The 24,091-nt window shown below is 48.9% G+C and carries 27 protein-coding genes; 20 read left to right on the top strand and 7 right to left on the bottom strand.

Annotated elements, in window-relative coordinates; translation table 11 throughout:
• Positions 1–295 precede the first annotated feature (295 nt).
• From ACKTSG_RS05385 to ACKTSG_RS05365, 5 genes are all read left to right on the top strand, one after another.
• The gene (locus tag ACKTSG_RS05385; RefSeq protein WP_407892698.1) at positions 296–424 is read left to right on the top strand and encodes a hypothetical protein; all 129 of its coding nucleotides are present in this window, start codon (positions 296–298) and stop codon (positions 422–424) included.
• A gap of 13 nt (positions 425–437) precedes the next feature.
• Positions 438–2,132: an oleate hydratase gene (locus ACKTSG_RS05380; RefSeq protein WP_407892697.1), complete on the top strand. Its 1,695-nt coding sequence runs from the start codon at positions 438–440 to the stop codon at positions 2,130–2,132.
• Positions 2,133–2,366: 234 nt separating this feature from the next.
• Complete coding sequence (locus ACKTSG_RS05375; protein WP_407892695.1) at positions 2,367–2,603, top strand: hypothetical protein; 237 nt, start codon at positions 2,367–2,369, stop codon at positions 2,601–2,603.
• Between the two features lie 514 nt (positions 2,604–3,117).
• On the top strand, positions 3,118–4,356 hold the full coding sequence (locus ACKTSG_RS05370) for an MFS transporter (protein ID WP_407892693.1): 1,239 nt from the start codon (positions 3,118–3,120) through the stop codon (positions 4,354–4,356).
• 51 nt (positions 4,357–4,407) lie between these two features.
• Entirely contained in the window at positions 4,408–4,959 is a 552-nt protein-coding gene (locus ACKTSG_RS05365) for a TIGR01440 family protein (RefSeq protein ID WP_407892691.1), read from the top strand.
• 111 nt (positions 4,960–5,070) lie between these two features.
• Here ACKTSG_RS05365 and ACKTSG_RS05360 read toward each other — a convergent pair whose 3' ends face one another.
• From ACKTSG_RS05360 to recA, 6 genes are all read right to left on the bottom strand, one after another.
• Positions 5,071–5,652 (bottom strand): hypothetical protein, encoded by a 582-nt coding sequence (locus ACKTSG_RS05360; RefSeq protein WP_407892689.1) that lies wholly within the window; start codon positions 5,650–5,652, stop codon positions 5,071–5,073.
• Complete coding sequence (locus ACKTSG_RS05355; RefSeq protein WP_407892687.1) at positions 5,652–5,855, bottom strand: bacteriocin; 204 nt, start codon at positions 5,853–5,855, stop codon at positions 5,652–5,654. The genes ACKTSG_RS05360 and ACKTSG_RS05355 overlap by 1 nt, the downstream gene beginning before the upstream one ends.
• A gap of 110 nt (positions 5,856–5,965) precedes the next feature.
• Positions 5,966–6,193 (bottom strand): hypothetical protein, encoded by a 228-nt coding sequence (locus ACKTSG_RS05350; RefSeq protein ID WP_407892685.1) that lies wholly within the window; start codon positions 6,191–6,193, stop codon positions 5,966–5,968.
• Positions 6,186–6,923, bottom strand: a complete 738-nt coding sequence (locus ACKTSG_RS05345) for a LytR/AlgR family response regulator transcription factor (RefSeq protein WP_407892683.1) — start codon at positions 6,921–6,923, stop codon at positions 6,186–6,188. Before ACKTSG_RS05345 ends, ACKTSG_RS05350 begins: the two co-directional genes overlap by 8 nt.
• On the bottom strand, positions 6,916–8,178 hold the full coding sequence (locus ACKTSG_RS05340; protein WP_407892681.1) for a hypothetical protein: 1,263 nt from the start codon (positions 8,176–8,178) through the stop codon (positions 6,916–6,918). The genes ACKTSG_RS05345 and ACKTSG_RS05340 overlap by 8 nt, the downstream gene beginning before the upstream one ends.
• A 213-nt stretch (positions 8,179–8,391) precedes the next feature.
• Positions 8,392–9,636 carry a recombinase RecA gene (recA, locus tag ACKTSG_RS05335; RefSeq protein WP_407892679.1) on the bottom strand — a complete coding sequence of 415 codons (1,245 nt, stop codon included), beginning with the start codon at positions 9,634–9,636 and terminating at the stop codon, positions 8,392–8,394.
• Between the two features lie 200 nt (positions 9,637–9,836).
• Here recA and ACKTSG_RS05330 point away from each other — a divergent pair, with 200 nt between their 5' ends.
• The 6 genes from ACKTSG_RS05330 to ACKTSG_RS05305 all read left to right on the top strand — a co-directional run bounded on the left by ACKTSG_RS05330 (position 9,837) and on the right by ACKTSG_RS05305 (position 15,450).
• Positions 9,837–10,826, top strand: coding sequence for an aldose epimerase family protein (locus tag ACKTSG_RS05330; RefSeq protein ID WP_407892677.1), 990 nt, complete (start codon positions 9,837–9,839; stop codon positions 10,824–10,826).
• A 108-nt stretch (positions 10,827–10,934) separates the two neighbouring features.
• The gene (locus ACKTSG_RS05325) at positions 10,935–11,738 is read left to right on the top strand and encodes an HAD hydrolase family protein (protein ID WP_407892756.1); all 804 of its coding nucleotides are present in this window, start codon (positions 10,935–10,937) and stop codon (positions 11,736–11,738) included.
• 140 nt (positions 11,739–11,878) lie between these two features.
• Positions 11,879–12,622 carry a class I SAM-dependent methyltransferase gene (locus ACKTSG_RS05320; RefSeq protein WP_407892675.1) on the top strand — a complete coding sequence of 248 codons (744 nt, stop codon included), beginning with the start codon at positions 11,879–11,881 and terminating at the stop codon, positions 12,620–12,622.
• 444 nt (positions 12,623–13,066) lie between these two features.
• Complete coding sequence (locus ACKTSG_RS05315) at positions 13,067–13,939, top strand: ROK family protein (protein WP_407892673.1); 873 nt, start codon at positions 13,067–13,069, stop codon at positions 13,937–13,939.
• Between the two features lie 215 nt (positions 13,940–14,154).
• The gene (locus tag ACKTSG_RS05310; protein WP_407892671.1) at positions 14,155–14,841 is read left to right on the top strand and encodes an EAL domain-containing protein; all 687 of its coding nucleotides are present in this window, start codon (positions 14,155–14,157) and stop codon (positions 14,839–14,841) included.
• Positions 14,842–14,907: 66 nt separating this feature from the next.
• Positions 14,908–15,450 carry a 5-formyltetrahydrofolate cyclo-ligase gene (locus tag ACKTSG_RS05305; protein WP_407892670.1) on the top strand — a complete coding sequence of 181 codons (543 nt, stop codon included), beginning with the start codon at positions 14,908–14,910 and terminating at the stop codon, positions 15,448–15,450.
• Positions 15,451–15,490: 40 nt separating this feature from the next.
• On the opposite strand, the gene ACKTSG_RS05300 is transcribed toward ACKTSG_RS05305, so the two are convergent.
• Complete coding sequence (locus ACKTSG_RS05300) at positions 15,491–15,976, bottom strand: hypothetical protein (protein ID WP_407892668.1); 486 nt, start codon at positions 15,974–15,976, stop codon at positions 15,491–15,493.
• 133 nt (positions 15,977–16,109) lie between these two features.
• Between ACKTSG_RS05300 and ACKTSG_RS05295 the strand changes: the two genes are divergently transcribed.
• The 9 genes from ACKTSG_RS05295 to ACKTSG_RS05255 form a co-directional block, all read left to right on the top strand.
• A complete protein-coding gene (locus ACKTSG_RS05295) occupies positions 16,110–17,126 on the top strand; it encodes a WxLIP family cell surface protein (protein ID WP_407892666.1) in 1,017 nt (338 codons plus the stop codon).
• A 428-nt stretch (positions 17,127–17,554) separates the two neighbouring features.
• Entirely contained in the window at positions 17,555–18,151 is a 597-nt protein-coding gene (locus tag ACKTSG_RS05290; RefSeq protein ID WP_407892664.1) for a WxL domain-containing protein, read from the top strand.
• Between the two features lie 367 nt (positions 18,152–18,518).
• On the top strand, positions 18,519–19,628 hold the full coding sequence (locus ACKTSG_RS05285) for a GGDEF domain-containing protein (RefSeq protein WP_407892661.1): 1,110 nt from the start codon (positions 18,519–18,521) through the stop codon (positions 19,626–19,628).
• A 173-nt stretch (positions 19,629–19,801) separates the two neighbouring features.
• Positions 19,802–20,911 carry a GGDEF domain-containing protein gene (locus ACKTSG_RS05280; RefSeq protein ID WP_407892659.1) on the top strand — a complete coding sequence of 370 codons (1,110 nt, stop codon included), beginning with the start codon at positions 19,802–19,804 and terminating at the stop codon, positions 20,909–20,911.
• A gap of 537 nt (positions 20,912–21,448) precedes the next feature.
• Positions 21,449–21,832, top strand: a complete 384-nt coding sequence (locus ACKTSG_RS05275) for a helix-turn-helix domain-containing protein (RefSeq protein WP_407892658.1) — start codon at positions 21,449–21,451, stop codon at positions 21,830–21,832.
• Between the two features lie 194 nt (positions 21,833–22,026).
• Positions 22,027–23,025 (top strand): IS30 family transposase, encoded by a 999-nt coding sequence (locus ACKTSG_RS05270; RefSeq protein ID WP_407892656.1) that lies wholly within the window; start codon positions 22,027–22,029, stop codon positions 23,023–23,025.
• Positions 23,026–23,214: 189 nt separating this feature from the next.
• On the top strand, positions 23,215–23,400 hold the full coding sequence (locus ACKTSG_RS05265; RefSeq protein WP_054720191.1) for a hypothetical protein: 186 nt from the start codon (positions 23,215–23,217) through the stop codon (positions 23,398–23,400).
• Positions 23,390–23,758 (top strand): IS66 family insertion sequence element accessory protein TnpB, encoded by a 369-nt coding sequence (gene tnpB / locus ACKTSG_RS05260; protein WP_054720188.1) that lies wholly within the window; start codon positions 23,390–23,392, stop codon positions 23,756–23,758. The genes ACKTSG_RS05265 and tnpB overlap by 11 nt, the downstream gene beginning before the upstream one ends.
• 51 nt (positions 23,759–23,809) lie before the next feature.
• On the top strand, positions 23,810–24,091 hold a 282-nt coding region (locus tag ACKTSG_RS05255; RefSeq protein ID WP_407892654.1), incomplete at its 3' end, for an IS66 family transposase.

Genomic DNA, 24,091 nt, shown 5'->3' with positions numbered 1-24,091 from the left:
CTTGGCGGCAAAAAAAGGGTTGGGGTTCACTTTGGAGGAGTGAATGATTCGACCAGCGGGAACTGATCAAACCAAGAAAATGAAAAAGTGGGTAGAAATAAGGGGGTAGCTCATTTCTATGTTTCCTATACTACCGGCGAAGTGTGACGAAAGTGTGATGCGCCGATGCCGTCTTTGTGGCTTTTATCAGAATAATAAATAGCGCTTACAAGGTTTGGACAAAACCATCACTTTGTCTAAAGCCAAGCGCTGATGCCGCGCGTTACCATCAAGTTGTAATCAGAAAGGATGATCGATGATGAAAAAATTCCTGACTTTTACCGCTTTGGCGGTCACCTTGGCAGCGGCGGCAGGCTATTATACCGCTAAGAAAATGGAACTCTTTAAAACGGATGAACATGACTATGACGAGTTTGAAGCTTAGGGGGGCAAAGCATATGGTGAAATCAAAAGCAGTCATGATCGGGGCTGGCTTGGCTAATATGGCCGCGGCAGTTTATCTGATCCAAGAAGCGCATTGGGATGGTCAAGCGATCACCTTTTATGCGATCGATGATCACGGGTCCAACGATGGTGCGGTGACGCTGGATACTGTGGATGAATATTGGAACAAAAATCATCCGATGGCAAACACCCTTGGCTACGTGGCCCGTGGCGGGCGGATGCTTAACTACCGCACGTATGTCGATTTAATGGATCTATTGGCACGCATTCCTTCAGCTACTGAGCCGAATATGAGTGCCGCAGAAGATACGCGCGAGTTTGATGCGGCTCACCGCACCTTTGATAAAGCGCGCCTCTTGCAAGGCGGCAAAGGGATCATCGATGCTGGTAAGCTGGGTTTGAATAACAAAGATCGTCTGTTATTGACCAAGTTGATCATGATGGGTGATTCAGAAGAAGAAAAACTCGACAATGTTACGATCGCCGAATACTTCAAAGATTCACCGCATATGTTCCAAACCAACTTCTGGTATATGTGGGAAACCACTTTTGCCTTTCGGGTGCAAAGCTCTGCTCAAGAGTTGCGGCGCTACATGCACATGATGATCTACGAATTCACCCAAATCGAGCACTTAGTCGGCGTCAACCGCACGCGCTACAACCAGTTTGAATCCATTATGTTGCCGTTGATCAATTACTTGAAAGACCAACACGTCAACATCATTTTAAACAAACGCGTCACGGACATGACCTTCAAAGAGACCAAAATGGGCGATGAGATCACCGTCACTGGCTTACAAATGACGGATACCGAATCAGGCGAAGAAGAATCTGTCGCTATCGACGCTGACACCGCGGTGATCTTCACCAACGGCTCGATCACTGATTCGGCAACGCAAGGCGATATGGATCACGCCGCTGGGGAAAACATGGATTATGGTGCCGCTGCTGGCTTGTGGAAGAACATTGCCGGCAAATTCTACAATTTAGGCAATCCCGACAAGTTTTTTGCTGATCGCAATGCCTCTGAATGGGTCAGCTTCACCTTGACGTCCAAAGACCACTTGTTGTTAAACGAAATCGCACGCATCACCACGCAAGTTCCTGGCAATGCGCTGAATTCATTCTTGTCCACCAAGGCGATCACAGATCTTGGCCAACAAGACGTCAACATGTCCATCGTGGTGCATCATCAACCGCACTTTACCACCCAAAAGCCTAACGAAACCGTGCTTTGGGGCTACTTCTTGTATCCACGGCGCCGTGGCGAATTCGTCGACAAGCCGTATATTGAAATGACTGGTCGCGAAATGGCTGAAGAATTGATCGGGCAGTTGTCCAAAGTTGATCCAGGCCCAGTGAACATCATGACCAAAAAAGATGCGATCATGGCCGCCATTATCAACAATATCCCAGTATACATGCCTTATGCCTCAGCATTGTTCAACAACCGCGCCAAAGCGGATCGGCCAAAGGTGATCCCGGCACATTCCACTAATTTAGCCTTCACGGGGGAATTTGTGGAACAACCTTACCAGATGATCTTCACCGAACAATCGGCGGTACGTTCTGGCGAAATCGCCGCCTATCATTTCGCCGGTTTGCCAATGAGTAAATTGGTCAAAACGCCGCGTTATGACAAAGATCTCAAGACCTTAGCCAAAGCCACCAAGAAAATGTTCAGCTAAAGGCTGTGACAGCAAGCGCCTTGGGGCCCCGATTCGTTTGTTGAATCGAGGCCCCAAGGTGTTTTTATCTCTACGCGTTTTTCAATCCGTGTTGCGATGTATAACAGTTAATATAAGTACCTAAATACGCTATGATTAACTTACAAATAATTAGTTAATCATCGGTTTTCATGGTAAACTATTGAAAGCAAGAAGTGACATGAGCGGTGGTCTCCCCATTGAGGAGGTGATGCGATGGCAGATTATGCCACCCATCCCAAACGAAAGGAGATCGGTCTTGTTTACGTTTGGTTACATTCACGTAACCATTATTGCCTGTATCTATTTGGTCGGCTACTATTGCGATGCGCTGAACTTCAGCGTCCGCAAAGCCACCAAGTTAGTTCGTTCTTTGAGCGAACTAATGCAGGCTGTCAGAAAACTCTGGCAAAAGTAAGCAAGCGAAAAGCCGCACTCACTTTGACAGGTTAGTTGCGGCTTTAGCTTAACATTAATCTGACCATCGCTCTTTAAGCGATCTTGCGAGGACGATATTATGTCCCGAAAACACCGTGCTTGCCGGCGCGGTGTTTTTGTATGGTCTAATTATATCATGACCACCATTATGAGAACAACTAGTGCGTTAATCAGAATCGATGATCTTAACTGCGATGCGCTGAACTTCAGCGTCCGCAAAGCCACCAAATTAGTTCGTTCTTTGAGCGAACTAGTGCAGGCTGTCAGAAAACTCTGGCAAAAGTAAACAAGCGAAAAGCCGCACTCACTTTGACAGGTTAGTTGCGGCTTTGGCTTAGGATTCACTTGACCATCGCGCTTGTGCAACAAGAGCAGGCGAGGACGATTTTGTCTCGGAACCACCATGCTTGAAGGCGCGGTGTTTTTGTTCCTAGATCTAAAGTGTTTGCCAGATGCGCCAAACAGTGGCATACTAATGCAGACAAAATAACGCCTGTCAGAGAGCAGGCATTTTGGAGGAAAATTACATATGCAAAAGGCAACTTCTATGCGCGCTTTAGACCACATGTCACATGAGCAAAAGCTTGTGATGGCATCTACGGCATCGGGATTCTCACTGGAAAACATGGATATCATGTTCCTGAGTTTCGCATTGACGCCGATCATCGCTGAGCTCCACATTTCCAGTGGGGCTGCAGGATTGATCGGGTCGATCACCAATGTCGGCATGTTGGTCGGAGGCGCGCTTTTTGGTATCTTAGGCGATAAGATCGGCCGCGTGAAAACTTTCTCGCACACGATTTTGATTTTTGCCGTCGCGACGGCGTTGATGGCTTTTGCCAATAACTTGTGGATGATCTACGGCTTGCGCTTTTTAGCTGGGATCGGTGCTGGTGGCGAATATGGCGTTGGGATCGCGTTGATCGCCGAATCGTTCAACCATGATCGCATTGGCCGCATGACGTCAGTAGCGGCGATCGGCGGGCAGATCGGGGCAATTATTGCCGCCTTAGCTGCCAGCGTGATCTTACCGCTATGGGGGTGGCACGCTTTATTTTTGATCGGGGTGTTACCAGTCGCGTTGACTTTCTTTGTCCGCAAACACCTTAAAGAATCTGAACAGTTCTTGCAAGCACAGCAAGTGGCCAAGCAAAAACATGAACGGGTCGCTTTTTCTGAATTGTTCAAGACTCGGCAATTGGCGACGCAGACACTAGGCTTGATGGTGATGACGATCGTGCAGATCGCAGGGTACTTCGGGTTGATGAACTGGCTGCCAGTGATCGTGCAAAAACAACAAGGGTTAAGTGTTTCTGGTTCAGCGTTATGGATGGTGGCGACCATTGCTGGCATGTGCTGTGGGATGGCGGTGTTTGGCAACATTTTAGATCACTTAGGCCCACGTTGGGCGTTTGGCTTGTTTCTGACCGCGAGTGCTTTGATCGTGTTTACCATTACGTTGGCGCATTCCAGTGCAGTGTTGGTCTTGATCGGCGCGGTGGTCGGCTTTTGTGCCAATGGGATGTTTGGCGGCTATGGGGCGGTGATCTCGCAATTATATCCTGCGCGCATTCGCAGTACAGCCAATAATGTGATCATGAACGTCGGCCGAGCCATCGGCGGATTTTCCAGCGTGGTGATCGGCTTGTTGATGGATCACTACACGTTGACTATCACGATGGGCTTTTTGTCTGCGCTATATGTGATCAGCTTGTTGACGATGTTGAGCTTACCTGGGCTCAAGCAATTAAGCGTGCGGCGCGCTTAACGTGCAAATTCTCACAGCGGTGTTACAATACAGGGCAAGGGAGGTGCGATCATGATCACGAAATCTGAATTACAAACCCAACTTGCCCAAACCGTTCAAGAGGTGTTGACTGCAGCCAAATTGCACAAAGGCGACTTGTTCGTCCTAGGTTGTACGACCAGTGAAGTGGTTGGCGGCCAAATCGGCCAAGCGTCTAATCCTGAAGTCGGCGAGTGGATCGTGCAAACCGTATTGGCACAATTGCGTCCAGCAGGCATTGAACTGGCGGTGCAAGGCTGTGAGCATATCAATCGCGCTTGTGCCGTGGAACGCCGCGTTGCTCGCGCAGAACATTTTGAAATCGTGAATGTGGTACCAGGGCTGCATGCTGGTGGGTCAGCTTCAATGGCGGCATTCAAGTTGTTTGATGATCCGGTTGAAGTGGAACACATCACCGCTCAAGCTGGCATCGATATCGGCGACACGGCCATTGGCATGCATGTGCAATTCGTTCAAGTGCCAGTGCGTCCTAGCCACACGCAACTCGGCGGCGCCCATGTTACGGCATTGCGCAGTCGGCCAAAGTATGTTGGTGGCAGCCGCGCGCAATATTTGCAACTGTAAAAAGCTGAGTACAAGTCGCTTTTACCCAAAAAACAAACAAGGTGTCACGCAAAGTTTGATTTCGCGTGACACCTTGTTTGTCTATATCGCTGCAGCGTTGGTCTCGTCTGGTTAGTCATTCACGTGATAATGGCCAGCGACGTTAGCGGAATCTGCTAGAAATTCCAACCCAGTGCCTTGGATCCAGTTTTTGAACCCGATGGCATTGATCGCATCATTGAGTACATAATCACTGTCCGTTGGCGGTAATTTGGCCAAACCAAACAAGTCATGTACAGGCAAGTGCCCTGGGTTTAGCAGCAAATGTTGTCCCACGATGGCACTGGGGATGTGCAAATAAACAGTCAGCTCGTCAGTTACCACCTGTAGCATCGTGCGGTAGATCGGACCTGGGTGATCGCCGATGGTGACGTTTTGCCGCGGGTCGATTTGGTTGACGAACACGTTGATCGACTTTGGGGTCAAGGTGAGGTCTTGGTGCAATTGCTGATGCAACACCAAATGATCATCAAACACCTGAATGGAAATATCAGACAGTAGCACGTTCATAAATCCCAACATACCGGATTTCGGCAGCTTGTTTTCGCCAAAGCGCATATTGCCGCATAACAACACGTGATGATCTAAGAATTTAGGATCATCTGGGAGTGCAAATAGTTGTGTTTGTGATAGATCTGCTTGAATGGTTTGCATCAGTCAAAACCTCCAAATAAAACTGCCAACCCTAAGATCAACAACAATGCGCCAAAGAAAAACCCATAGAAATTGGCATACATGATAAACGATGAGGTACTTTTGTTACCATGCTGCTTCACGTTTTGAAATTGTTTAAATGACGCGAAAAACTGCCAACCTGCGACTAAGATCATGGCGATACCTGCTAATTTCTCCCACATATTTATCCGCTCCTTTATCAAGCTCACCCATGGCACACTTTAAGGATACAACGCTTACATTCAAAAAAGTGCACCTTGCGCCAAACGTCGCAGATCGAAAGCCAAACGTTTCACATGAGAAAAACACTGATCGCCCCGCCGATCAAAATGATTCCGATCGCGAAGCTGTAATAGATCGCCAAGCCGCTAAAGCCGCTGGTCGCGCGAGTGCCATGCTTGCGCAGGCGCTGAAACTCACTGTAGCCAGAATACAGCTCCCAAAAAGCCACCAGCAATAATGCGACGCCGGCTAATGGCTGCCAAAGTGGGTGGTTCAAGGAAAAAATCGTACTAAGCATGCGAGCCTCCGAGTAATTGTTTGAGTTTGGCGAGTTTGCGAAAGCTGACTTCGATCTGCGCGCCGTTTTGCATGATCGCAAAGCGGTTTTTGGCGTCAAGTTTGCGTAGTTGCGTCAAGTTGATCAAGGCGCTTTTGTGGCAACGAAACAAACTGGGATATTTGGTGTTAAGCGCGGTTAAATTGCCGCGAAAGCTGGCCATTTCGTTGGTGGCGATCAGTTCGATCGTATCCGACTCACTAGCAGAGACCTGCAAGGCGATCACGTCAGCTAGTGGTAAGGCGTTGATTTGGCCGCCTTGGCTGTAGGCAAATAGTTGCGGTGCGTGCAACAGCCGCTGGGCATGACGCTTAGCCGCAGCCACTAGTGCTTGATGGATTCGCGCTAAGGTGTCGGCATTTTTTTGGATCAGATCCATCGGCGTGATCTGATTGGTCAAGATCAACAGCGCCGCTTCTGGATGGCTAGTGATAAAAATGATCTCAGCAGTTAAGCTTTTGGCGCGGATCGCTTTGGCCACGTCGATGCCAGATAAGGCTTGCCCACTTAATTCAATATCCAATAAGTATAAGCTGTCATCTGGGGCGTCTTGGGCTAAAAGGGTTTGGGCGTCGCCAGTGGCTAAAGTGAGTTTGGCATCCAACGCTTCGATCATACAAGTCGTTTGCACCTGCTTGGCATAAGCTTCGCGTTGTTGAGCAGAATCTTCTAATAGGTAGATATTAAGCATGCGGCACCTCGATGATCAAACTTTGGGCCAGTTGGTGGTGGTGTAATGTCGTCCGTGCTTGAATGCGCGGGTCTTGGCTGAGTTCGTGAATGATCGCCAAACCGTTTCCATGACCTGGGCCTTTAGAAGTGTGCGTCAGCGCACTTAACGAGAAATCTGGCGGTACGGGATTGATCACCGTAATGGCTACGCGCAAGTCCGTGGCTTCCAGTAAGCAGGCGGCACTTTGGCCAATGGCGATGGCTTCGATAGCATTATCCAGCAAAATGCCGACCCCACGCAGGACTGGCATGACCAAGTCCGCTGGTTGCAAGTCGATTTGGCCTTGGGTTTGGATCTGTAAATGACGTTTGGCATTTTCGGCTTGGGTCCATTTCAGGTATAACAAACTGCGCAGCGGCGTGCATTGGATATGGTCCAATACCGTTTGGTCAGGTTGTGATTGCGCCAAGGCGTGTTGGGCTTGGACCAGCAAAGCTTGATTGGCGACAGTATCGTCATTGAGCTGCAAGGTCGCCAGAATATTTTTGTAATCGTGCAATAAGTGCCGGTTATGGGTTTGCTGGGCTTCCAGTTCAGCGTAATATTTGGCCCGCGAGGCTTCGGCTTGTTGGGTCAACTTGGCTTGCATGTTCGCGCGGTAGGCTTGCAAGCCATAATAAAGCACTAACGCGTTGGCGGTGGCAAACAGCAACACTTCTGCCATCAGCAGCCAAGTGGTGGAATCTGCCAAGTTCAACGCTTCAAAACTGATTTGGATGCCATATAAGATCAAGGTGGTCGCTGCTGTATACCAAGTCAACAATAAGCGCGTTGACGCGTCGTTAAACGCCGCAAAGTGCGTCGTCAAATCGTAGCGCTTCGGCCATGCGCGCCAAGCGACGATCCAAATGCCGACATTGATCAGGATCGGGATCGCCAGATCTAAACCGGAGCGCGCTTGCGGCCAGATCTTGGCGCCAACGTTAATGGCGATCACCATGAAGTTGGTCAACATCAAATAACTTTCCCACATCAATAAGAAAGCCAGCACTTCATTGCGATGGCGCTGAAACAAAAATAAGCTCCACACGATGCCAAACGCCAGCTCGCCTAATGTCGTGAACGCCAATGAGATCACTGTGGTAAACGCCAAAGCCGTGACGACAAACCAGAACTTGATGCGATGATAGCGAATTTGTGATTGGACGCTGAAGATCAAGGCAAATAGCGGCATCACGATCACCAAATAATTAGGCCAAGAAACACTGTGCAAAACGCTCCCCCCAGATCTTGTTATCGCTTTAATTATGGGCGTGCAGGCGCAGGCGTGCAAGGCAAGTGAGACCATCTAACAAAATTGTTCGTTAGCAATGTGAAAAAAGGGCAGATAAAAACGCCAACGCATCGCACATTCAAAAGTTGAATGCGTGACACGTTGGCGCGTAGGTGTTGGGCTAAAATCAGCCTTGTTGGAGAAATTGTGGGATCAAACTAATTGGATCGGACCGTCGCCGTTATTGTGATCATTTGAGTCTTTGTCATCATCAAATGAAACATCAGGCTTGATCGTTTCAGGTTTAGGATCATCGGCTTTGTCAGCTGCTTTAGCAGATGCAGGTTTGGCAGCGGCAGACTTTTTGTTAGCGGGTTTGTCAGCTTTGCTATCATTATCAGCGTCTGCTTCAGGCTCTGGGTCAAACAAGAGCTTGCGCATTTTGGTCGTGATCTCATCGAGCATATCAGGATGTTCACGCAAGAAGTTGACAGCATTTGGCGCCCCTTGGCCAAGGCGTTCGTCTTTATAGCTGTACCAAGAACCGGACTTCTTGATGACATCATGGTTGACCGCTAAGTTCAACATGTCATCAACAGGTTCGATCCCGTGACCATAAGTCATCGTGGTTTCGATCTTCTTAAATGGCGGGGCAACTTTGTTTTTAACGACTTTGATGGTAGTGGTTTTACCGATGGGGTCGTCTTCGCCGGCGACTTTGATCTGTTTGGTCCCACGCACTTCCAAGCGGATGGTGGCGTAGAACTTCAACGCCCGGCCGCCTGGGGTAGTTTCAGGGTTCCCAAACATCACGCCGACTTTTTCACGGATCTGGTTGATAAAGATCACGATCGTTTGTGACTTGAAGATCTGTGCGGTGAGCTTACGCAAAGCTTGACTCATCATCCGCGCTTGTAAGCCGACGAATTGATCGCCGATCTCACCATCGATTTCAGCTTTAGGGGTCAAAGCGGCGACAGAATCGACGACGACGATCTGCACGGCCCCAGAAGATACCAACGCATCAGTGATGGCTAAGCCTTGTTCACCAGTGTCAGGTTGGGACAACAGCAATTCGTCGATGTTGACGCCAAGGGCTTTGGCATAAGTGGGGTCCATGGCATTTTCGGCGTCAACATAAGCGGCGATCCCGCCTTGTTTTTGCACAGAAGCCACAGCTTGTAGAGCAATGGTGGTTTTCCCACTGGATTCTGGGCCGTAGATCTCGACCACGCGGCCACGTGGGAAACCGCCCACGCCAAGGGCTGCATCCAATGATAAGATCCCAGTTGAAACGACTTCAACATTGGTTAAGGCTTTTTCGCCCATTTTCATGACGGCGCCATCGCCGAATTCTTTGGTGATCTTCTTTAATGCTTTGTCCAAAGCGACTTGGCGTGCGTCGGCGTCGGTGATCTCTTTGACGTTTTCACGTGAGTTGGTTGTTTTAGATGCCATTGATATCCCTCCTGGGTGATTACTATCTTCTATTATCGAACATTTGTTCCGATGACGCAAGCTTTTTCAACAATTTCTCCTTCTTTATCATATGCCAGCAAGCGGGGTCTGTCCAAGAATTGCCCAGTTTATGTAAGCGTTGACGCCAGCGGCCAAAAGGGTATATTAAACATATCCCAATCACAAAGGAGATCGGTATCATGACAGTGACCATGACGCATTACGGTACGAAAAACGGCGAACAAGAATATGAATTCGCGATGACTAACCACAACGGGTTAAAAGTCTTACTTTTAAATTACGGGGCGACCTTGGAAAAGGTGTTGACCCCTGCAGGCGATAATTTGATCTTATCTTTGGACAGCCCGCAAGCCTACGACCAAGAACGCAATTTCTTAGGCGGCACAGTCGGCCGGGTGGTCGGCCGTTTGCCTGGGCATGTGTGGCATTTTGGCGATCAGGAAATCGTTTTACCTAAAGGTGAAGGCGAAAACGCGATCCATGGTGGGGCAGAAGGCTTGGATACCCAAGTCTTTACTGGCAGCTACCGAGAGTTTGAGACTTATGATGACGTGACGTTCACTTTGTTGGATCCAGCCGGTCATAATCATTTCCCGGGAAATGTTTTGGTCACAGTGACGTATCGGTTGGATGACGACGACAAATTGACTTACCACGTGCAGGCGGCCACTGATGCACCAACGTTATTTAACCCGACGAACCATGTTTATTTTGCGTTAGACGGCGAAGGCTCAACGGTTGATGACACCACGTTGACATTGGCGTGTGATTATTACGCGCCGTTGACGGATCACTTACCGATCGATGGCTGGGCCCCAGTTGCTGGCACGCCATTTGATTTCACCCATGGTCAGCGCTTAGGCGACGTGATGCCAAAAGTGCTCGATGGTGCTGGGTTCGACCATCCCTTTTTAAACAAGTCAGCGCAAGCCGCGACTTTGGTGGGAGCAAGTGGCCGCAAAATGCACTTGACCACCACGGCGCCTGGCATCGTGGTGTACACGGCTAACCACTTCGATCATACTGGTATCGCCCATAACATTGGCGCCCATGCTGGCGTGGCGTTAGAAGCGCAGATCCCGCCAGCGAGTGGCTTAGATTGGTCGGCGATCACCTTGTTGCCAGAAAAGCCTTATGACTTGACCACTAGCTGGCAGTTTGAAGGGTAAAACCGCGAAAATAAAGGGAAAAGATGAGTTGTACCTACAAATTCGCTAGGTTCCAGACTATTGCAGTGTTAGAATGTAAACGTTGTCTATTTTAGGAGGTGATGCGCCATCGCAAAATATATTTTTACGGCCTTAGATGGCGCGTTGCTCAATGACTTAGGCAACTTGACCACGACGACGGCTTCAGCGTTGAATAATTTAGGCGCGCCGCTGTCGATCATCACTGGCCGCGCCCCTTTTGAACTCAACGGCGTGTTAAAAAGGCTTCAAACTGACGCGCCGCAAATCGCTTTTCATGGGGCGTTGATCTATGCGCCACGCACTGGCAAAAAAGGGCTACTTGGTGCGTGGCCGCTGGCGCCTTTGGCCATGATGGCATTGGTGCGCTCATTATTGGCTAGTTTTCCGGAGCTAGGCATTAGTGTGTTTGACGCACTGCATGGCTATGCTGTCAAAGAAGCCGCTGGCGAACGCTACAAGTTGCTAGGGCGCAAACGTTTGGCCGTGTTGCCGATGCAAGATCTGTTTGATGCCAAGCTCAAAGAAGTGTACATGATCTCTTTGCGTCTGGCGCAAGCCCAACAAGTCAAAGCTGTCGCCGATTTCTTACATCGCTTGCATTTGCGCGATATTCGCGTGGTGCCAGTCGGCGATCGCCAGTTGGATATCGTCAGCCGCGATGCGCGGCCCACGCGCGGAATCGACTACATCATGACGCGCTATCGCTTGTATGCCGGGGACATTGTATATTTTGGTTGTCACTATGACGAAGTGCGCATGGCGGATTTCGCTGGGGTGCAGATCGCCATGGGCAATGCTGAACCGGCGTTGCGCGCCGATGCTGATTACGTGACGGCGACGAATAACGATAATGGCGTCGCGTTGGCCTTACAACGCTTCAAGTTACTTTAAGCCGGGAAACCGGCTTTTTTCGTGCTGGATGGCAGGTAAATTGTTACACGTGAAACACACCTAGATAGCCAAATCGGACAAACTCGCCAAATTATGATAAGATAATAATGTTCTAACTAAATTTTAAGGAGTGGCGCAGCATGGAATGGGATGCAACAGAATATGATGCCGAACATGACTTTGTCTTTAAGAATGGTGAAGCGTTGTTGGCGCAAATGCCTAAAGCACCAGGCAAAGTATTAGACATCGGCTGTGGGACCGGTGAATTGAGCCAAGCACTTGCTGAAGCTGGATTTGATGTCGTTGGCATCGATCAAAGTGAAGCCATGCTGGATAAAGCCATCGCACATTTTCCAGCGGTGGAATTTAAACTCGGTGATATTTTGAATTTCGCCGGCAAGCCAGCGCAGTATGACGCCTTATTTTCAAATGCATGTTTCCATTGGATCCGTGCGCAAGACCGCTTAGCCAATGTGATGCATCGGCTACTGAAGCCTAATGGTGTGTTAGTAGCCGAATTTGGCGCTGCTGGCAATATTCAAACCATTATTGACGGCGTGAGTGCCCAATTGGCCAAATTAGGCAGTGAGTACCGCTCACCGTTTTATTTTCCAACTGAAGATGAATATCGCGACTTATTGCAGCGCCACGGCTTTCAAGAAGTGGACATCGACGTGTTTGACCGCCCGACCCCATTGAAAAATGGGCGCGAAGGGTTGCGCCACTTTGTCGCCCAATTTTTTGCTAGCGACTTAGAACCATTGACACCGGAACAACAAGCCACGTTATTTGACCAACTCGATGACGCCTTAGCGCCTAAACTTTGGCATGGCGATCATTGGGAAGCCGATTATCGGCGCTTACGCGTACGGGCCCAAGCATAAAACGTGACAGCGCTTTCTAAACCTGCTATACTATGTTTGCAAGAGTTGGGAGCATCTCTTGCACAACCGTTTGTGGGATGACGGATAGTGGTAGTGACGATCTTCTACATGTGATAAGATCGTGGGCGTGAAACGATAGATGGACCAGCGACCCTTATAGCGGTCGCTGGTCTTTTGTATACCCAGAGCGCTTCAAAGCGCTTTTAGTCGACTCGGTAGCCTAGCCTCAGTGCTTGCGCCGCATTTTGGCGCGAGTGCTGGGGCGTAGCTAGCGACATTGGCGTTGCTTTGAAGCGCTCGACGATCCAGAGCAACCCCAAAGTGCTTTTAGCTGATTCACTGCCGCTCAGCATTTTCCCATATGCCAACTTTGTGCAAACGGTCCATTTTTTTAGGCGGGATTTTGTGATAAGCTATAACCAAAACTTGGAGGCGCTTACGCATATGACAAAACAATTATTTGGTAGCATTGAAGCTGGTGGCACAAAGTTTGTCGTCGCAGTTGGTGATGCCGAGCTCAACATTATCGAAAAGGCGCAGTTCCCAACCACCACGCCTAAAGAAACTTTGGCAAAATGTGTGGATTTCTTCACGGCACATCCGGTATCGGCATTAGGCATCGGCTCATTTGGCCCGATTGATATTGACGAAAAATCAGCCACTTATGGCCAAGTCTTAGCCACCCCAAAGCCTGGCTGGGCCGGTGCTGATGTGGTCGGCACCTTAAAGGCTGCATTGAACGTGCCGATCGCATTCACCACTGATGTGAATGCCTCAGCTTATGGCGAATATATTGCCGGCTCTGGCAAAAATGTCGATTCATTGGTTTACTTCACCATTGGCACTGGCATCGGTGGCGGCGCCATTCAAAATGGTAAGTTCATCGGTGGCACTGGCCATGCCGAAATGGGTCATGCGCTATGTGTGCCGCGGCCTGATGATGATTATCAAGGCACTTGCCCATTTCACGGGCGCCACTGCTTTGAAGGCATGGCGGCAGGGCCTTCGCTTGAAGGCCGCACGGGGATCCCTGGACAAGACTTGCCACGCGATAACAAAGTGTTTGAATTTATCAGCGATTATATCGCTCAAATGCTGTTCAATACTTATGTGACCTTGCGCCCAGCAAAAATGATCTTAGGTGGTTCGGTATTATCGGATGCGGAATTGCCGATGGTGCGCCAATATTTTGAAAAGTACAACAACGGCTATGTAGCGACCCCAGATCTGGCAGATTTGATCGTCACGTCTAAAATGCCGAATAACTCTTCAGCAACTGTTGGCGATTTCGCCTTAGCCAAGCAAGTCTTAGGTTAAGTCGACCCGCCAAAAAGTCTTCATCAAAACCCGAACGCAGGGTGGCGATGAAGACTTTTTTAGTAAACAAGTTCACAATATAACGGACGATTTGGTAAAATTAAACTCGACTATTCGATGTGTGCACCTTTTTAAGCAAATCTGCACACATTGCAGGGTTTTACAGTATAATATTCAGTGAAGGTAATGAAGCGTTTTCCGGGGTGGTGATGGGCATGCGACGGTTTATCGGACAATCTAAGTTCTCTGGCGATGGCAGTCGCCAACATATCGGCTATGAATTATTTGCGCGCGAATATGAAGATGGACAGTGGTCGCTACCAGGAGATTTCAATACGATTTCGGCGATCGATATTCGGCGCATGTTATCAGAAGCGCTGTTGCATTTGGACTTCACCACGAAATTGGTGTCGTTCAACTTAGAGCAGCGGCAATTCATCGATCCAGAGTATGTCGATGCCGTGGCGTTGGCACAATCGCGCACACCGATCAAGTTGATCACCGAATTAACCGAGCGTCCCGATGCCCAAGTGACCTTGGCGCAGTTGCAACGCGGCGCCAAGCGGTTCCATGATGCCGGCTTAGAAGTGTGCATCGATGATGTTGGCACTGGCAGCAATGATCTGACTTTGGTTGAGGCGTTATCGCCATATGTGGACGAATATAAATTTGCGCTACAGAACTTGCGCCCATTCGATCACATTTCAGACATCGCCTCAAAGTTGAATTATTGGTACAATATCGCCGTCACCCATCATAAAGTCTTGGCCATTGAAGGGATCGAAACCGGACCTGGGGTGGCGGAACTGGAGCATGATTATCCTTGCGACATTTTGCAAGGCTACTTCTTGGCCAAACCTGCGCCGCTCCCTAAAGGCAACCAGCTACATTGGAATTTCTAAATGGATCAGATAGCCGTGCACAACTGCACGGCTGTTATAATGGAAAAAAATCAAGGAGGCCTAGCGTTGGAGAAAAAAGCATTTCGTGATGCCCAGATCAAAAGAATGCAACAAGCAGCGAGCCAAACGCAACAAGCCGCAGTAAACTTGATCACCCAATTAACGGCACTGCCGCAGTGGCAACACGCCCACACGGTGGGGTTAACGGTTTCCAGCCCGATCGAAGTGCCGACTGAAGCCTTAATCCAAGCCGCACAACAAGCTGGCAAAGTCGTGTTGTTACCGAAATGCTTACCGCATCGCCAAATGGATTTTTTGCCAGATCCTGGGGCAAATCAGCGGATCAAAAGTAACTTTGGGATCCCAGAGCCGCCTTATGCCGCGGCTAAAGTGGATAACCAGCCAGATTTATTGATCGTGCCAGGGATCGCTTATGCATTGGATTCGCATGCCCGGATCGGCTTTGGTGGTGGTTATTATGACCGGTTTTTGGCGCAATACAAAGGGCCAACTGTGGCGCTTGCGGCACCGGTGATGACTTACGCGACGGCGCAATGGCCGCTGGAAGCTTTTGATGTGTTATTAGAAACGATTTTAACGGTTGATTAATGCCGCTTGCGGAGAGATCACTTCTCCGCTTTTTTATTGGTCAGCTGGTGAAATAGCCCAGCGTTTTGAAGGCTAAAGGCGCTTGCGGCAAAGTCGGCGTTTTGTGCAGGATAAAGGCGGCCAAGTCGATCTTCAACAGTTGTTGGGCTTTTTGGACTTCAGTGGGCCAGTCGCTACCAGCAATAATGTGATCTAGCGGCGGTTGGGGATTTTGCGGGATATAGGTACTGAAGTAAGTTGCCACTGCGGTGTGATCATGTTCGCGAAAATAAGCATTGACCATTGACGGCAATGCGCGCTGATTGGACTGTTGCCAATCTGTTGCCGTCATCACATGCAAGCGCTCGTTGCGCACTGGCAAAGCTGGCTCTGGCCCGCCGATATTTGGCTGATAAGCCAGTAGCCATCGTGTGCGTGCCGGCTGGTGCACCCGATGGTCATAAACTTCTTGGATCAAGCCCACAATGAAGCTGAAGTGCGACTTGGTGATGGTGATGGTATTGTAATAGACCCGCGGCGTTTCCATAATGTCACCTCCAAGACTTACCATACTAGCTTTTGGTGATTTGTCATTTTCTAAGCCTTGTCAGCGGCAAATTTTCACTGCGCGGCGCAAAAAAGTCCGCTAAACTGTTCATAGAAAGAAAGGATCGGGTGCCATGAAAAAATTATTCTGCTTATTGGTCGCCTTGATCAGCTTGGCTTGTTGGTCGAAACAACCGGTTCAAGCTGCCAGTTTGCATTTTTCCGTTGCGGCACAATTGCCTAGCAATCAAGCCGATCCCAATGTGTCGTATTTTTCATTGAAAGTTGCGCCTGGCCAAACTCAAAAGTTAAAGCTGGTGATCAACAACACCGACCAAACCGCGCATCGCTACCGCATTGCCGTTGATCGTGCGACCACTAATACCAATGGAGAGATCGACTACACCAAACATCACCAACCGCGTGCCAAGTCGCTGGCGGCAGATATTGAAACCATGACACCGAAACCGTTCGTGGTGAAAGTGCCAGCCGAACAAAAACAAACTGTCAGCGTTAAGTTGACCATTCCGCAAACGCCTTGGCAAGGGTTGGTGTTAGGCGGCATTCAAGTGACGGAATTGGACACGCCGCAAGCGCCAAAGCCGAAAAAAGGGCTGACAATGGCCAATGAGTATGCCTATGTGGTGGGCTTAGCGCTACAAGAATCAGGCAATTATGCTGGGATCACCCCAAAGCTTACTTTGAAAAGCGTGGCTGCGCATCAGCTGAATTACCGCAACACCATCACTGCGACGCTGGAAAATATCACGCCAACGCCGATCCATCAACTTAAGCTCAAGGTGAAGATCACCAAAGCTGGCGCCAAGCAAACCTATATCCGTTATGAAAAAGCCGACATGGCCATGGCGCCAAACAGCACGTTTGCCTTTCCGATCAGTACCAACAATACGCCGCTGGTGGCAGGACATTACCATATGGACTTGCAAGCGACGACGGCCACGCAGAAATTTCATTTCGTCAAAGTCTTTACCATTACCGCCAAGCAAGCGCGGCAGTTGAATCAAACGGCAGTTGATCAGCAAGTATCGCCATTTCATTGGCTGTTGATCGGTGGTGGGATCATTTTAGGATTATTGTTACTGGCAGTGATCGCCTTGAGCCTCATGTTGGTCCGGCAGCGGCGTCATTAAAAACTGATTTAGATCGTGCACAAGCAAGCGATGTCCATTTTTCGGATATCGACTTGCTTTTTTTGAATAAAAATCATGATTTTGATGAAACGGTCAAAATCGTTTTATCACACCATAAACGGTCAGGGTGACAACAGGAATGACTGAAATGATGGTGATAAAGTGCGGTATGACGGAATTATGGCAAAAAAATAAAATTGCTTTTGACCAACTAAAAATAACATGGCGGAAATTAGGAAACCGCTACCAATGCGGCTTTCACACGTTTTGAATAGCAAAATTTGATATCGTGCCGGTGAATATGAAAGCGAAATTATTAAAATTAATTCATATTTATCTAGTATTTGTGAGACCTGTATGATATAACAGTAGTGTATTAATGCGTATATTAGCACCACTTGTCACTAACCGGTTTGGGGGAATCGTTAATGAACAAGCACCTTTCTTTCGTGTACCTTTCTGCGCTTGCCGCAGGAATGGCAACATGGTGTGCATTAGGCACACCGCTCACGGTTTTTGCTGATGACGTGCAAACGTCAAAAGCTTGTGTCACGTTCACAATGCCCAAAGACAGCGCGATCGCTGCCAGCGACATGCCGACCATCGACTTCAGCTCAACTGAGGTTTCATCATCTGCTCAAGACGTCACCGCAGATCGCGTTGACGCGCCAGTGGCAGTGACAAATCCTGGTTTTGCCAATGCGTGGAGCGTTTCTGTGGCGGCGTCGGATTTTACGAATGCCGACAACAGCCAACAGATCCATTCTGCACAATTGACTTTTGATGCGACAGCAGCGCAAAACAGCGATCGCGACTCTGTGGCCACAGCGCCAACAGTCACCGATACCACCATCACCACTGGTGGGGATGCGGCGGCTTTGGTCAAAGCCAGTCGCAATGGTTCAGCAGGCACGTTCAAGACGGAATTTGCGTCGTCTGCTGTACATTTGCATATTCCTGCCGGTAATACTGCCGGCAGTTATACAGCCAAGCTGAAGTGGACGTTGACTGACGCGATCGAATGAAAGGTGCGCGTTAATGCATTGGTGTGGTGTAAGTTTGGAACCACTTGCGGTTAGAAAATTTTGTTTTAAAAAAGCTTGCCTTTGATAGGCTTTAGCGATATGATGAATAAGTAATCAAGAACAAGTGAATTTAACCGCTCACCTAAGCACAGGCCTTATGGCACGCTTAGGACGACCCGTCCGCAGGAGTATTTCGATACTTGCTGTGACGGGCCGTTTTGCTCTTGTACAGGTTTCTCGATGATCTTCCCCCAAACCATCATCGACTAATCAGTGATGTGTGTGCATATACGAGCCATTCAATTGGCAATAAGTTCCGCAAAAAGCCATCAGTGCGATGGCCTTTTTGCGTTTATGAGGAAAATATATGATTGATCAAGCGATCGTTGCCAGTTTGGTGATGACATTTTTTAATATTGGCGTCATCGGCGGTTGGCAGCGATTGGTGCATGGCCTCGATACTGATGCGCAAAAGCAAGCCGGCTACCCAAGGCGTCATGAACTGATCTATGGCGCGTATGAAGTGGTGATCGCCGCTTTGTTGTTAGGCTCGGCGCATTTTACCAGTGGCTTTGCCCAAGCGCTGTTGGTGGATATCCAGCTGGTGGTGGCATTGAATTTCACCAACGCGTTGAAAACCTTGCCGGCAGTGATCCCAACGGTATTGCTTAACTTCGGCTTGTTTGCGGTGTTAGTCGGCGGTGCCGATTGGCAATTAGGCTTAGCCGTCGTCATTTACTTATGCTGGTTGGCAGTGGCGCAAGTTTATTTTTCACCTTTTGACGACCATATGATGATCCACGTATTGGCGACGTTGGTTGCTGGCGGCGGTTTTTGGGTGCTGATGCAAGCCAGTTGGGCGATTTTAGCCACCATGAAAGCCGCGTTACTGATCGGCTTTGTGGTTGCCACGTTAGGCAGCTTCACTTATATGTTGCTGTTGCGCCGCGAGCGCTTGATCGATCGGGCCAATGCGCGTGCGGTCCGCTTTGATGGCTTGACTGATGCTTATAATTGGTTGAGTTTTCGCAAAGCGTTGACCCACCGCTTTGTGCAAGCAGAGGATCTGAGCTTATTGGCGCTAGATATCGATCACTTCAAACCGGTCAATCAACGCTTCGGCCGCGCTGTTGGCGATCAAGTGCTGATCGTATTTGTCGACACCTTGCAAGCAACGCTGGAAACGATCGCCCCACAAGCCATGTTGGCGCGCATTGGCGGCGAAGAATTCATGGTGATCTTACCTCATACCAATGCGGCGCAAGCATTAGCAGTGGCGCGAGCTTGCCAAGCGCGCATTCGCGAGGTGTTGATCCCACTAGCCGATAGTGACGCCATTGCCGTGACCGCCACCATCGGCGTGGCCACGCGGCAAGAAGAAGATCACCATGCGCGTGAGCTGTATCACCGCGCGGAAGCCAACTTATTGGCTGCTCAAGCTGCCGGCCGTGACCGCATCGGCACTGGGACGAAGTAAAAGGATTGTCGCTGAAATCAGCGGCATTTTTTTTGGCCTTGATCAGGTGTCAACGGGTCCTATAATTCTGAAATTGAATGGGTCTAACCGTGTATTTACGGCATAAAATGTTGTATGCTTATAAATGCATATTATTATTGACTTAGGATGATTAAAAATAGGGATGTGCCAGAATGGAACTTGTTGGTAATACGTTCTTTTGGACGTTCTTTTTCATGATCGGCTTCGTGGCGTCTTTGGAGATCGTTGAAGATCTGGGTCCAGACTTAATGTTACGCTGGTTTCACCGCCATGTTTCGGCAGCGGTGATGATCGCTGTGTATGTGGTGGCGATCATGCTTTTCGTGCGAATGCTACGTTTATTTGGCACCACCTACTCTTGGACTGCCAATGCGCTTCGCAATGGGGCGTTGATCTATGTCTCCAAGCGCTTGAAAGATCGCAAAGTCTTTCGCTGGTCATTAGTGGCGGTATTTTTCAGCTTTTGGCCGTTTTGGAATTGGGATATCGGCGCGACGCTTGGGTTTATCGGCACATTATTGGTGCTGATCCCGTTGAACGATCATCAAGATTGGATCAAAGCCAACTGGTTTCGCCATGCGCCAGTGTTGATCGTGGTCAGCTTGATCTATTGGCTGTTTGACATGTACAGCTATCACTACCAACTGGGCCAAACGTTGATGGTGGCGGCGGCTTTTATCGCGGTGATCGTCTTGGCCCATGCTTATGATCACTTGCTGGTGTACCGCAAACGCGAAACTTCCAATTTACAATACGACAACCAACATGACGCGTTGACTGGGGTGCGTAATTTAAGTAAATTTACCACTGACTTTACCCGTTATCGCCAGCTGTCAGCCGATGGCACGATGCCTGCGGTGCACTTGGTGATGATCGATATCGACCATTTCAAACGCGTCAACGATACTTATGGGCATTTAGCCGGCAACGATGTGTTGAAGACTTTTGCCAAAGATCTGGAAGCTTATTTGGATGCTGGCGCGTTTCCAGCTGATGTGTACCGCACCGGCGGCGAAGAGTTCAGCGTGCTGATCTATGGTGGCGCCACTGATGCCCAAGCGCGCGCGCTTATTGACGGGTATATGGCGCATTTGCGCCAGCTCACTGTTAAAACTGCTGGCGTCACGCTACATTTAACGATCTCTGCTGGCATCACTCGCGTCGTTGCCGAAGACACGAAAAACGATCACACCATTGCCCGTGCAGATGCGAACTTATACGCAGCCAAAGATGCCGGTCGTGATACCTTGATCACGGATTAAATACCAAAGCCTTGTTTCGATTATTAACGAAATAAGGCTTTTTTTATTTCAGATTATGAGTTCAGGTGTGCTTAAATCACCAAATTAAATTGTTTATCGTGCAGTTTGACGTGACATCTGTTGGCTAAAACGCAACTTGTGAAACACAAGACGCGTCGCGACGGTTCAAGACACACGATTTGCATAAAAACCGAAATATTCTCAAAAGTGTATTACGCTGAGGTCATAAGCCCTGGTTGTTTTGAGTGCGTAGTAACCAAGTGGAAGACGTGCTCATGAGTTTGATTTGATTTTTTGCCGACGCAAGCAAGGTAGTACCACTGATGATCGAAGCAGTTTTGACAATATGCACAGGCATAATAGGGGGTAAAGGCTGATTCGCGCCGCAGTGTGCTGACCGCAATCGTTTGCAGCAACGTCGCGTTGGTAAAAAGGGTATCGATTTCTGTTCCATCAACAAAATACTAATGAAAGGATATATGATTCTTTACTAGTGTCATCGACATTCTTCCACGTTATATATAATAGGTGGCGCGTGTGAATGCAGAACGCCTCGCAGACCTCCGGCATGAACAGCCGAGAACGCGACAAGTAGATATTGCCAAGATGCTTGGCATCGGCACCAGTACCTATTCCATGTATGAACAAGGCTTGCGGGAGCCAGACGATGAAACCAAGATCAAAATCGCCCAGTACTTTAATGTCTCAGTCGATTATTTGGTTGGGAACTCAGATTTAAGAACGCCATATCCGACGCGTTCGGTGGATACAGAATTGAGTGCTTTGCGCCATCAGCTCCGAGATCCAACGGCCAAAGTCGTGTATCACCAACAAGAATTAGGGGCGCCAGTGCGCAAATCCTTAGCCGCGTTGCTTGATGGCGTGGTGGCCGCAGCGGATGCATTAACTGAAAATGACTAACACCAAGCTGGCGCTTCATCACCAAGGGCCTTCAAATCACACATTCGTTGGTTGAATGTGCGGTTTGAAGGCTTTTTTTTTGACCGACGGATTTACAATGTAAGTGCAACAAATTAGCCAAATAGAAAAGACTCACAGCCTGAGTCCTTGTACAATGAAATCACCACAAGATCACATACAAGGAGAACTCGACTATGAGTCCGTACAAACATCTTACCTTAAAAGAACGTGAAACGATACTGTTGGGAATCAATAATGGATGGACACAAGAAGCAATCGCCAAGAAAATCGGTCGTTCTAAGAGCACCATTAGTCGCGAGGTTTCACGCAATGGCGGTTGGGAAAACTATTCTGTGGCAGACGCTTATGTCCGCTATCAGGGCGTCCGACAGAGCTGCCGGCGTCATCGTATTCTCGACCGCCCAGAAGTGCGTGAATGCGTGATCACCTTTATCACACGATACCACTGGTCTCCCGAACAAATTGCAGGACGATTGCGACACGAGAATAGCGATATTAAAATCAGCTATCCGACAATTTATCGAGGCATCTATCGCGACAATCTTGGGATCCCATTAAAGAGTCATGGCGCACGTGGCCTTCCTCGGCAACTGCGACATCGCGGTAAGACCCGCAAAGTGAAAGGAACCATCAATGAGCGGCGGGGTCGATTCAACGATGTCCCATCAATCCATGAACGCCCTGTTTCAGCGGAGAAGCGTAGCTGGTTTGGTCACTGGGAAGGCGACACGGTCCGAGGCAAGACCGGCCGTTCCGCCCTCGTCACGCTCGTTGATCGCAAGTCACGCTTCCTTCTTTCGATGCGCGTTCCAAAGGTCAACGCGGATAACGTCAAGGACGCAATGGTGACTCTCCTTGGCGCACAGCCAAGCAATCGCGTGAGGACCGTCACTCCAGACCGAGGGACCGAATTTGCACGTTATCGTGAACTAGCCCAAGAACTCAACACAAAGGTCTTCTTCCCTGATCCTCATGCGCCACAGCAACGAGGAACAAATGAAAACACCAATGGGCTCATTCGAGAATACTTTCCAAAGAACACAGACTTAAACTTACAAAGTGATGAGGCCATAGAAGCTTTCGTTGAACAACTGAATAACCGACCACGCAAGGTCTTAGGCTGGAAAACCCCATCTGAAGTTTACCTAGGTAAAAAGTTGCACTTGAGTTGACAATTCGTCCCACCAAATAAAAAAACCAGCCGTGAGTTACGGCTGGTTTTGATGGTTAATATAAAGATTCAAGGTAAGGCTTCATGGCGGTGACCACTGGACTAGAGTAAGCAGGAGATAACAGCACGGATTCCCTAATCAAATTTCCAGCGGTACACTGACCTCATCAATTATGGTGAGGTATTTTTTATGTCAGATAAACCCGATATCGTCCAAATCAAGATGGATCAACCTAACCTGCCTCGTCCGGCGGCGGTAGCGTCCAAAGCACTGCAAATCAAGTTGGCCGATAATGAGTCAGTCATCGTATACAACCACATCCAAGGCTATATCTTGGATGCTTTGATGAAGGCGGTGTTTGATCGTGCTCATTGATATGCGCCAGCTTCGCGGCATCTATTTGGTCTGTGGCAAAACTGATTTACGGCGCGGCATCGATGGTCTCGTCGATGTCGTGAAAGAACAATTCGAACTAAACCCATACAACCATGCGTTGTATCTTTTTTGCGGTACTCGCAAAGACCGGTTCAAGGCACTTTATTGGGACGGCGATGGCTTTGTGCTTTTGTATAAGCGTATCGAAGATGGTCGGATTCAGTGGCCAACAAATCAAGATGAAGTCAGAAAGCTACATGCCAAGCAATTGACCCGGCTACTTTCAGGTTGGTCTTTAGACGCGAGCGTGCGGCCGTTTTGGCCAAGTAAAAAAGAGGTGAAAAGCGCTAGGCAATAAGCTTTTCAAGTGGTACACTCACACCATCAACTACGAATGGTGGCAAGTGCGATGCCAAGCGACGCAACCGAGATAAGCAAACTACGTGACCAAGTTAAAGCATTAGAGGAACAAAACGCCGATCTTTTGGAGCAGCTTGCCCGATTTCAACGTTTTGTGTATGGCAATCGTTCAGAAGAGATTCACTCTGAACAAGGCACCCTCTCGAATGAGGATGCCAGTGTTTTCTTCGTCCCAGAGCACACTGGGGATCAAAGCGACCAGAGCGCAACCGCAGCTCAAGTACAAGAACCGAAGAAAAGCAAAGCTACACGCAAAAAAGCACTGAGCAAG

Source organism: Lacticaseibacillus salsurae (genome assembly GCF_045862175.1).
Classification (GTDB): Bacteria; Bacillota; Bacilli; order Lactobacillales; family Lactobacillaceae; genus Lacticaseibacillus; species Lacticaseibacillus salsurae.
This window is presented reverse-complemented; position numbering and strand designations above follow the sequence as displayed.

Bases quoted from the DNA above. Each gene is read 5' to 3' on its own strand.
- ACKTSG_RS05385 (WP_407892698.1), top strand. From the start codon at position 296: ATGATGAAAAAATTCCTGACTTTTACCGCTTTGGCGGTCACCTTGGCA.
- ACKTSG_RS05380 (WP_407892697.1), top strand. From the start codon at position 438: ATGGTGAAATCAAAAGCAGTCATGATCGGGGCTGGCTTGGCTAATATG.
- ACKTSG_RS05375 (WP_407892695.1), top strand. From the start codon at position 2,367: ATGGCAGATTATGCCACCCATCCCAAACGAAAGGAGATCGGTCTTGTT.
- ACKTSG_RS05370 (WP_407892693.1), top strand. From the start codon at position 3,118: ATGCAAAAGGCAACTTCTATGCGCGCTTTAGACCACATGTCACATGAG.
- ACKTSG_RS05365 (WP_407892691.1), top strand. From the start codon at position 4,408: ATGATCACGAAATCTGAATTACAAACCCAACTTGCCCAAACCGTTCAA.
- ACKTSG_RS05360 (WP_407892689.1), bottom strand. From the start codon at position 5,652: ATGCAAACCATTCAAGCAGATCTATCACAAACACAACTATTTGCACTC.
- ACKTSG_RS05355 (WP_407892687.1), bottom strand. From the start codon at position 5,855: ATGTGGGAGAAATTAGCAGGTATCGCCATGATCTTAGTCGCAGGTTGG.
- ACKTSG_RS05350 (WP_407892685.1), bottom strand. From the start codon at position 6,193: ATGCTTAGTACGATTTTTTCCTTGAACCACCCACTTTGGCAGCCATTA.
- ACKTSG_RS05345 (WP_407892683.1), bottom strand. From the start codon at position 6,923: ATGCTTAATATCTACCTATTAGAAGATTCTGCTCAACAACGCGAAGCT.
- recA (WP_407892679.1), bottom strand. From the start codon at position 9,636: ATGGCATCTAAAACAACCAACTCACGTGAAAACGTCAAAGAGATCACC.
- ACKTSG_RS05330 (WP_407892677.1), top strand. From the start codon at position 9,837: ATGACAGTGACCATGACGCATTACGGTACGAAAAACGGCGAACAAGAA.
- ACKTSG_RS05320 (WP_407892675.1), top strand. From the start codon at position 11,879: ATGGAATGGGATGCAACAGAATATGATGCCGAACATGACTTTGTCTTT.
- ACKTSG_RS05315 (WP_407892673.1), top strand. From the start codon at position 13,067: ATGACAAAACAATTATTTGGTAGCATTGAAGCTGGTGGCACAAAGTTT.
- ACKTSG_RS05310 (WP_407892671.1), top strand. From the start codon at position 14,155: ATGCGACGGTTTATCGGACAATCTAAGTTCTCTGGCGATGGCAGTCGC.
- ACKTSG_RS05300 (WP_407892668.1), bottom strand. From the start codon at position 15,976: ATGGAAACGCCGCGGGTCTATTACAATACCATCACCATCACCAAGTCG.
- ACKTSG_RS05295 (WP_407892666.1), top strand. From the start codon at position 16,110: ATGAAAAAATTATTCTGCTTATTGGTCGCCTTGATCAGCTTGGCTTGT.
- ACKTSG_RS05290 (WP_407892664.1), top strand. From the start codon at position 17,555: ATGAACAAGCACCTTTCTTTCGTGTACCTTTCTGCGCTTGCCGCAGGA.
- ACKTSG_RS05285 (WP_407892661.1), top strand. From the start codon at position 18,519: ATGATTGATCAAGCGATCGTTGCCAGTTTGGTGATGACATTTTTTAAT.
- ACKTSG_RS05280 (WP_407892659.1), top strand. From the start codon at position 19,802: ATGGAACTTGTTGGTAATACGTTCTTTTGGACGTTCTTTTTCATGATC.
- ACKTSG_RS05270 (WP_407892656.1), top strand. From the start codon at position 22,027: ATGAGTCCGTACAAACATCTTACCTTAAAAGAACGTGAAACGATACTG.
- ACKTSG_RS05265 (WP_054720191.1), top strand. From the start codon at position 23,215: ATGTCAGATAAACCCGATATCGTCCAAATCAAGATGGATCAACCTAAC.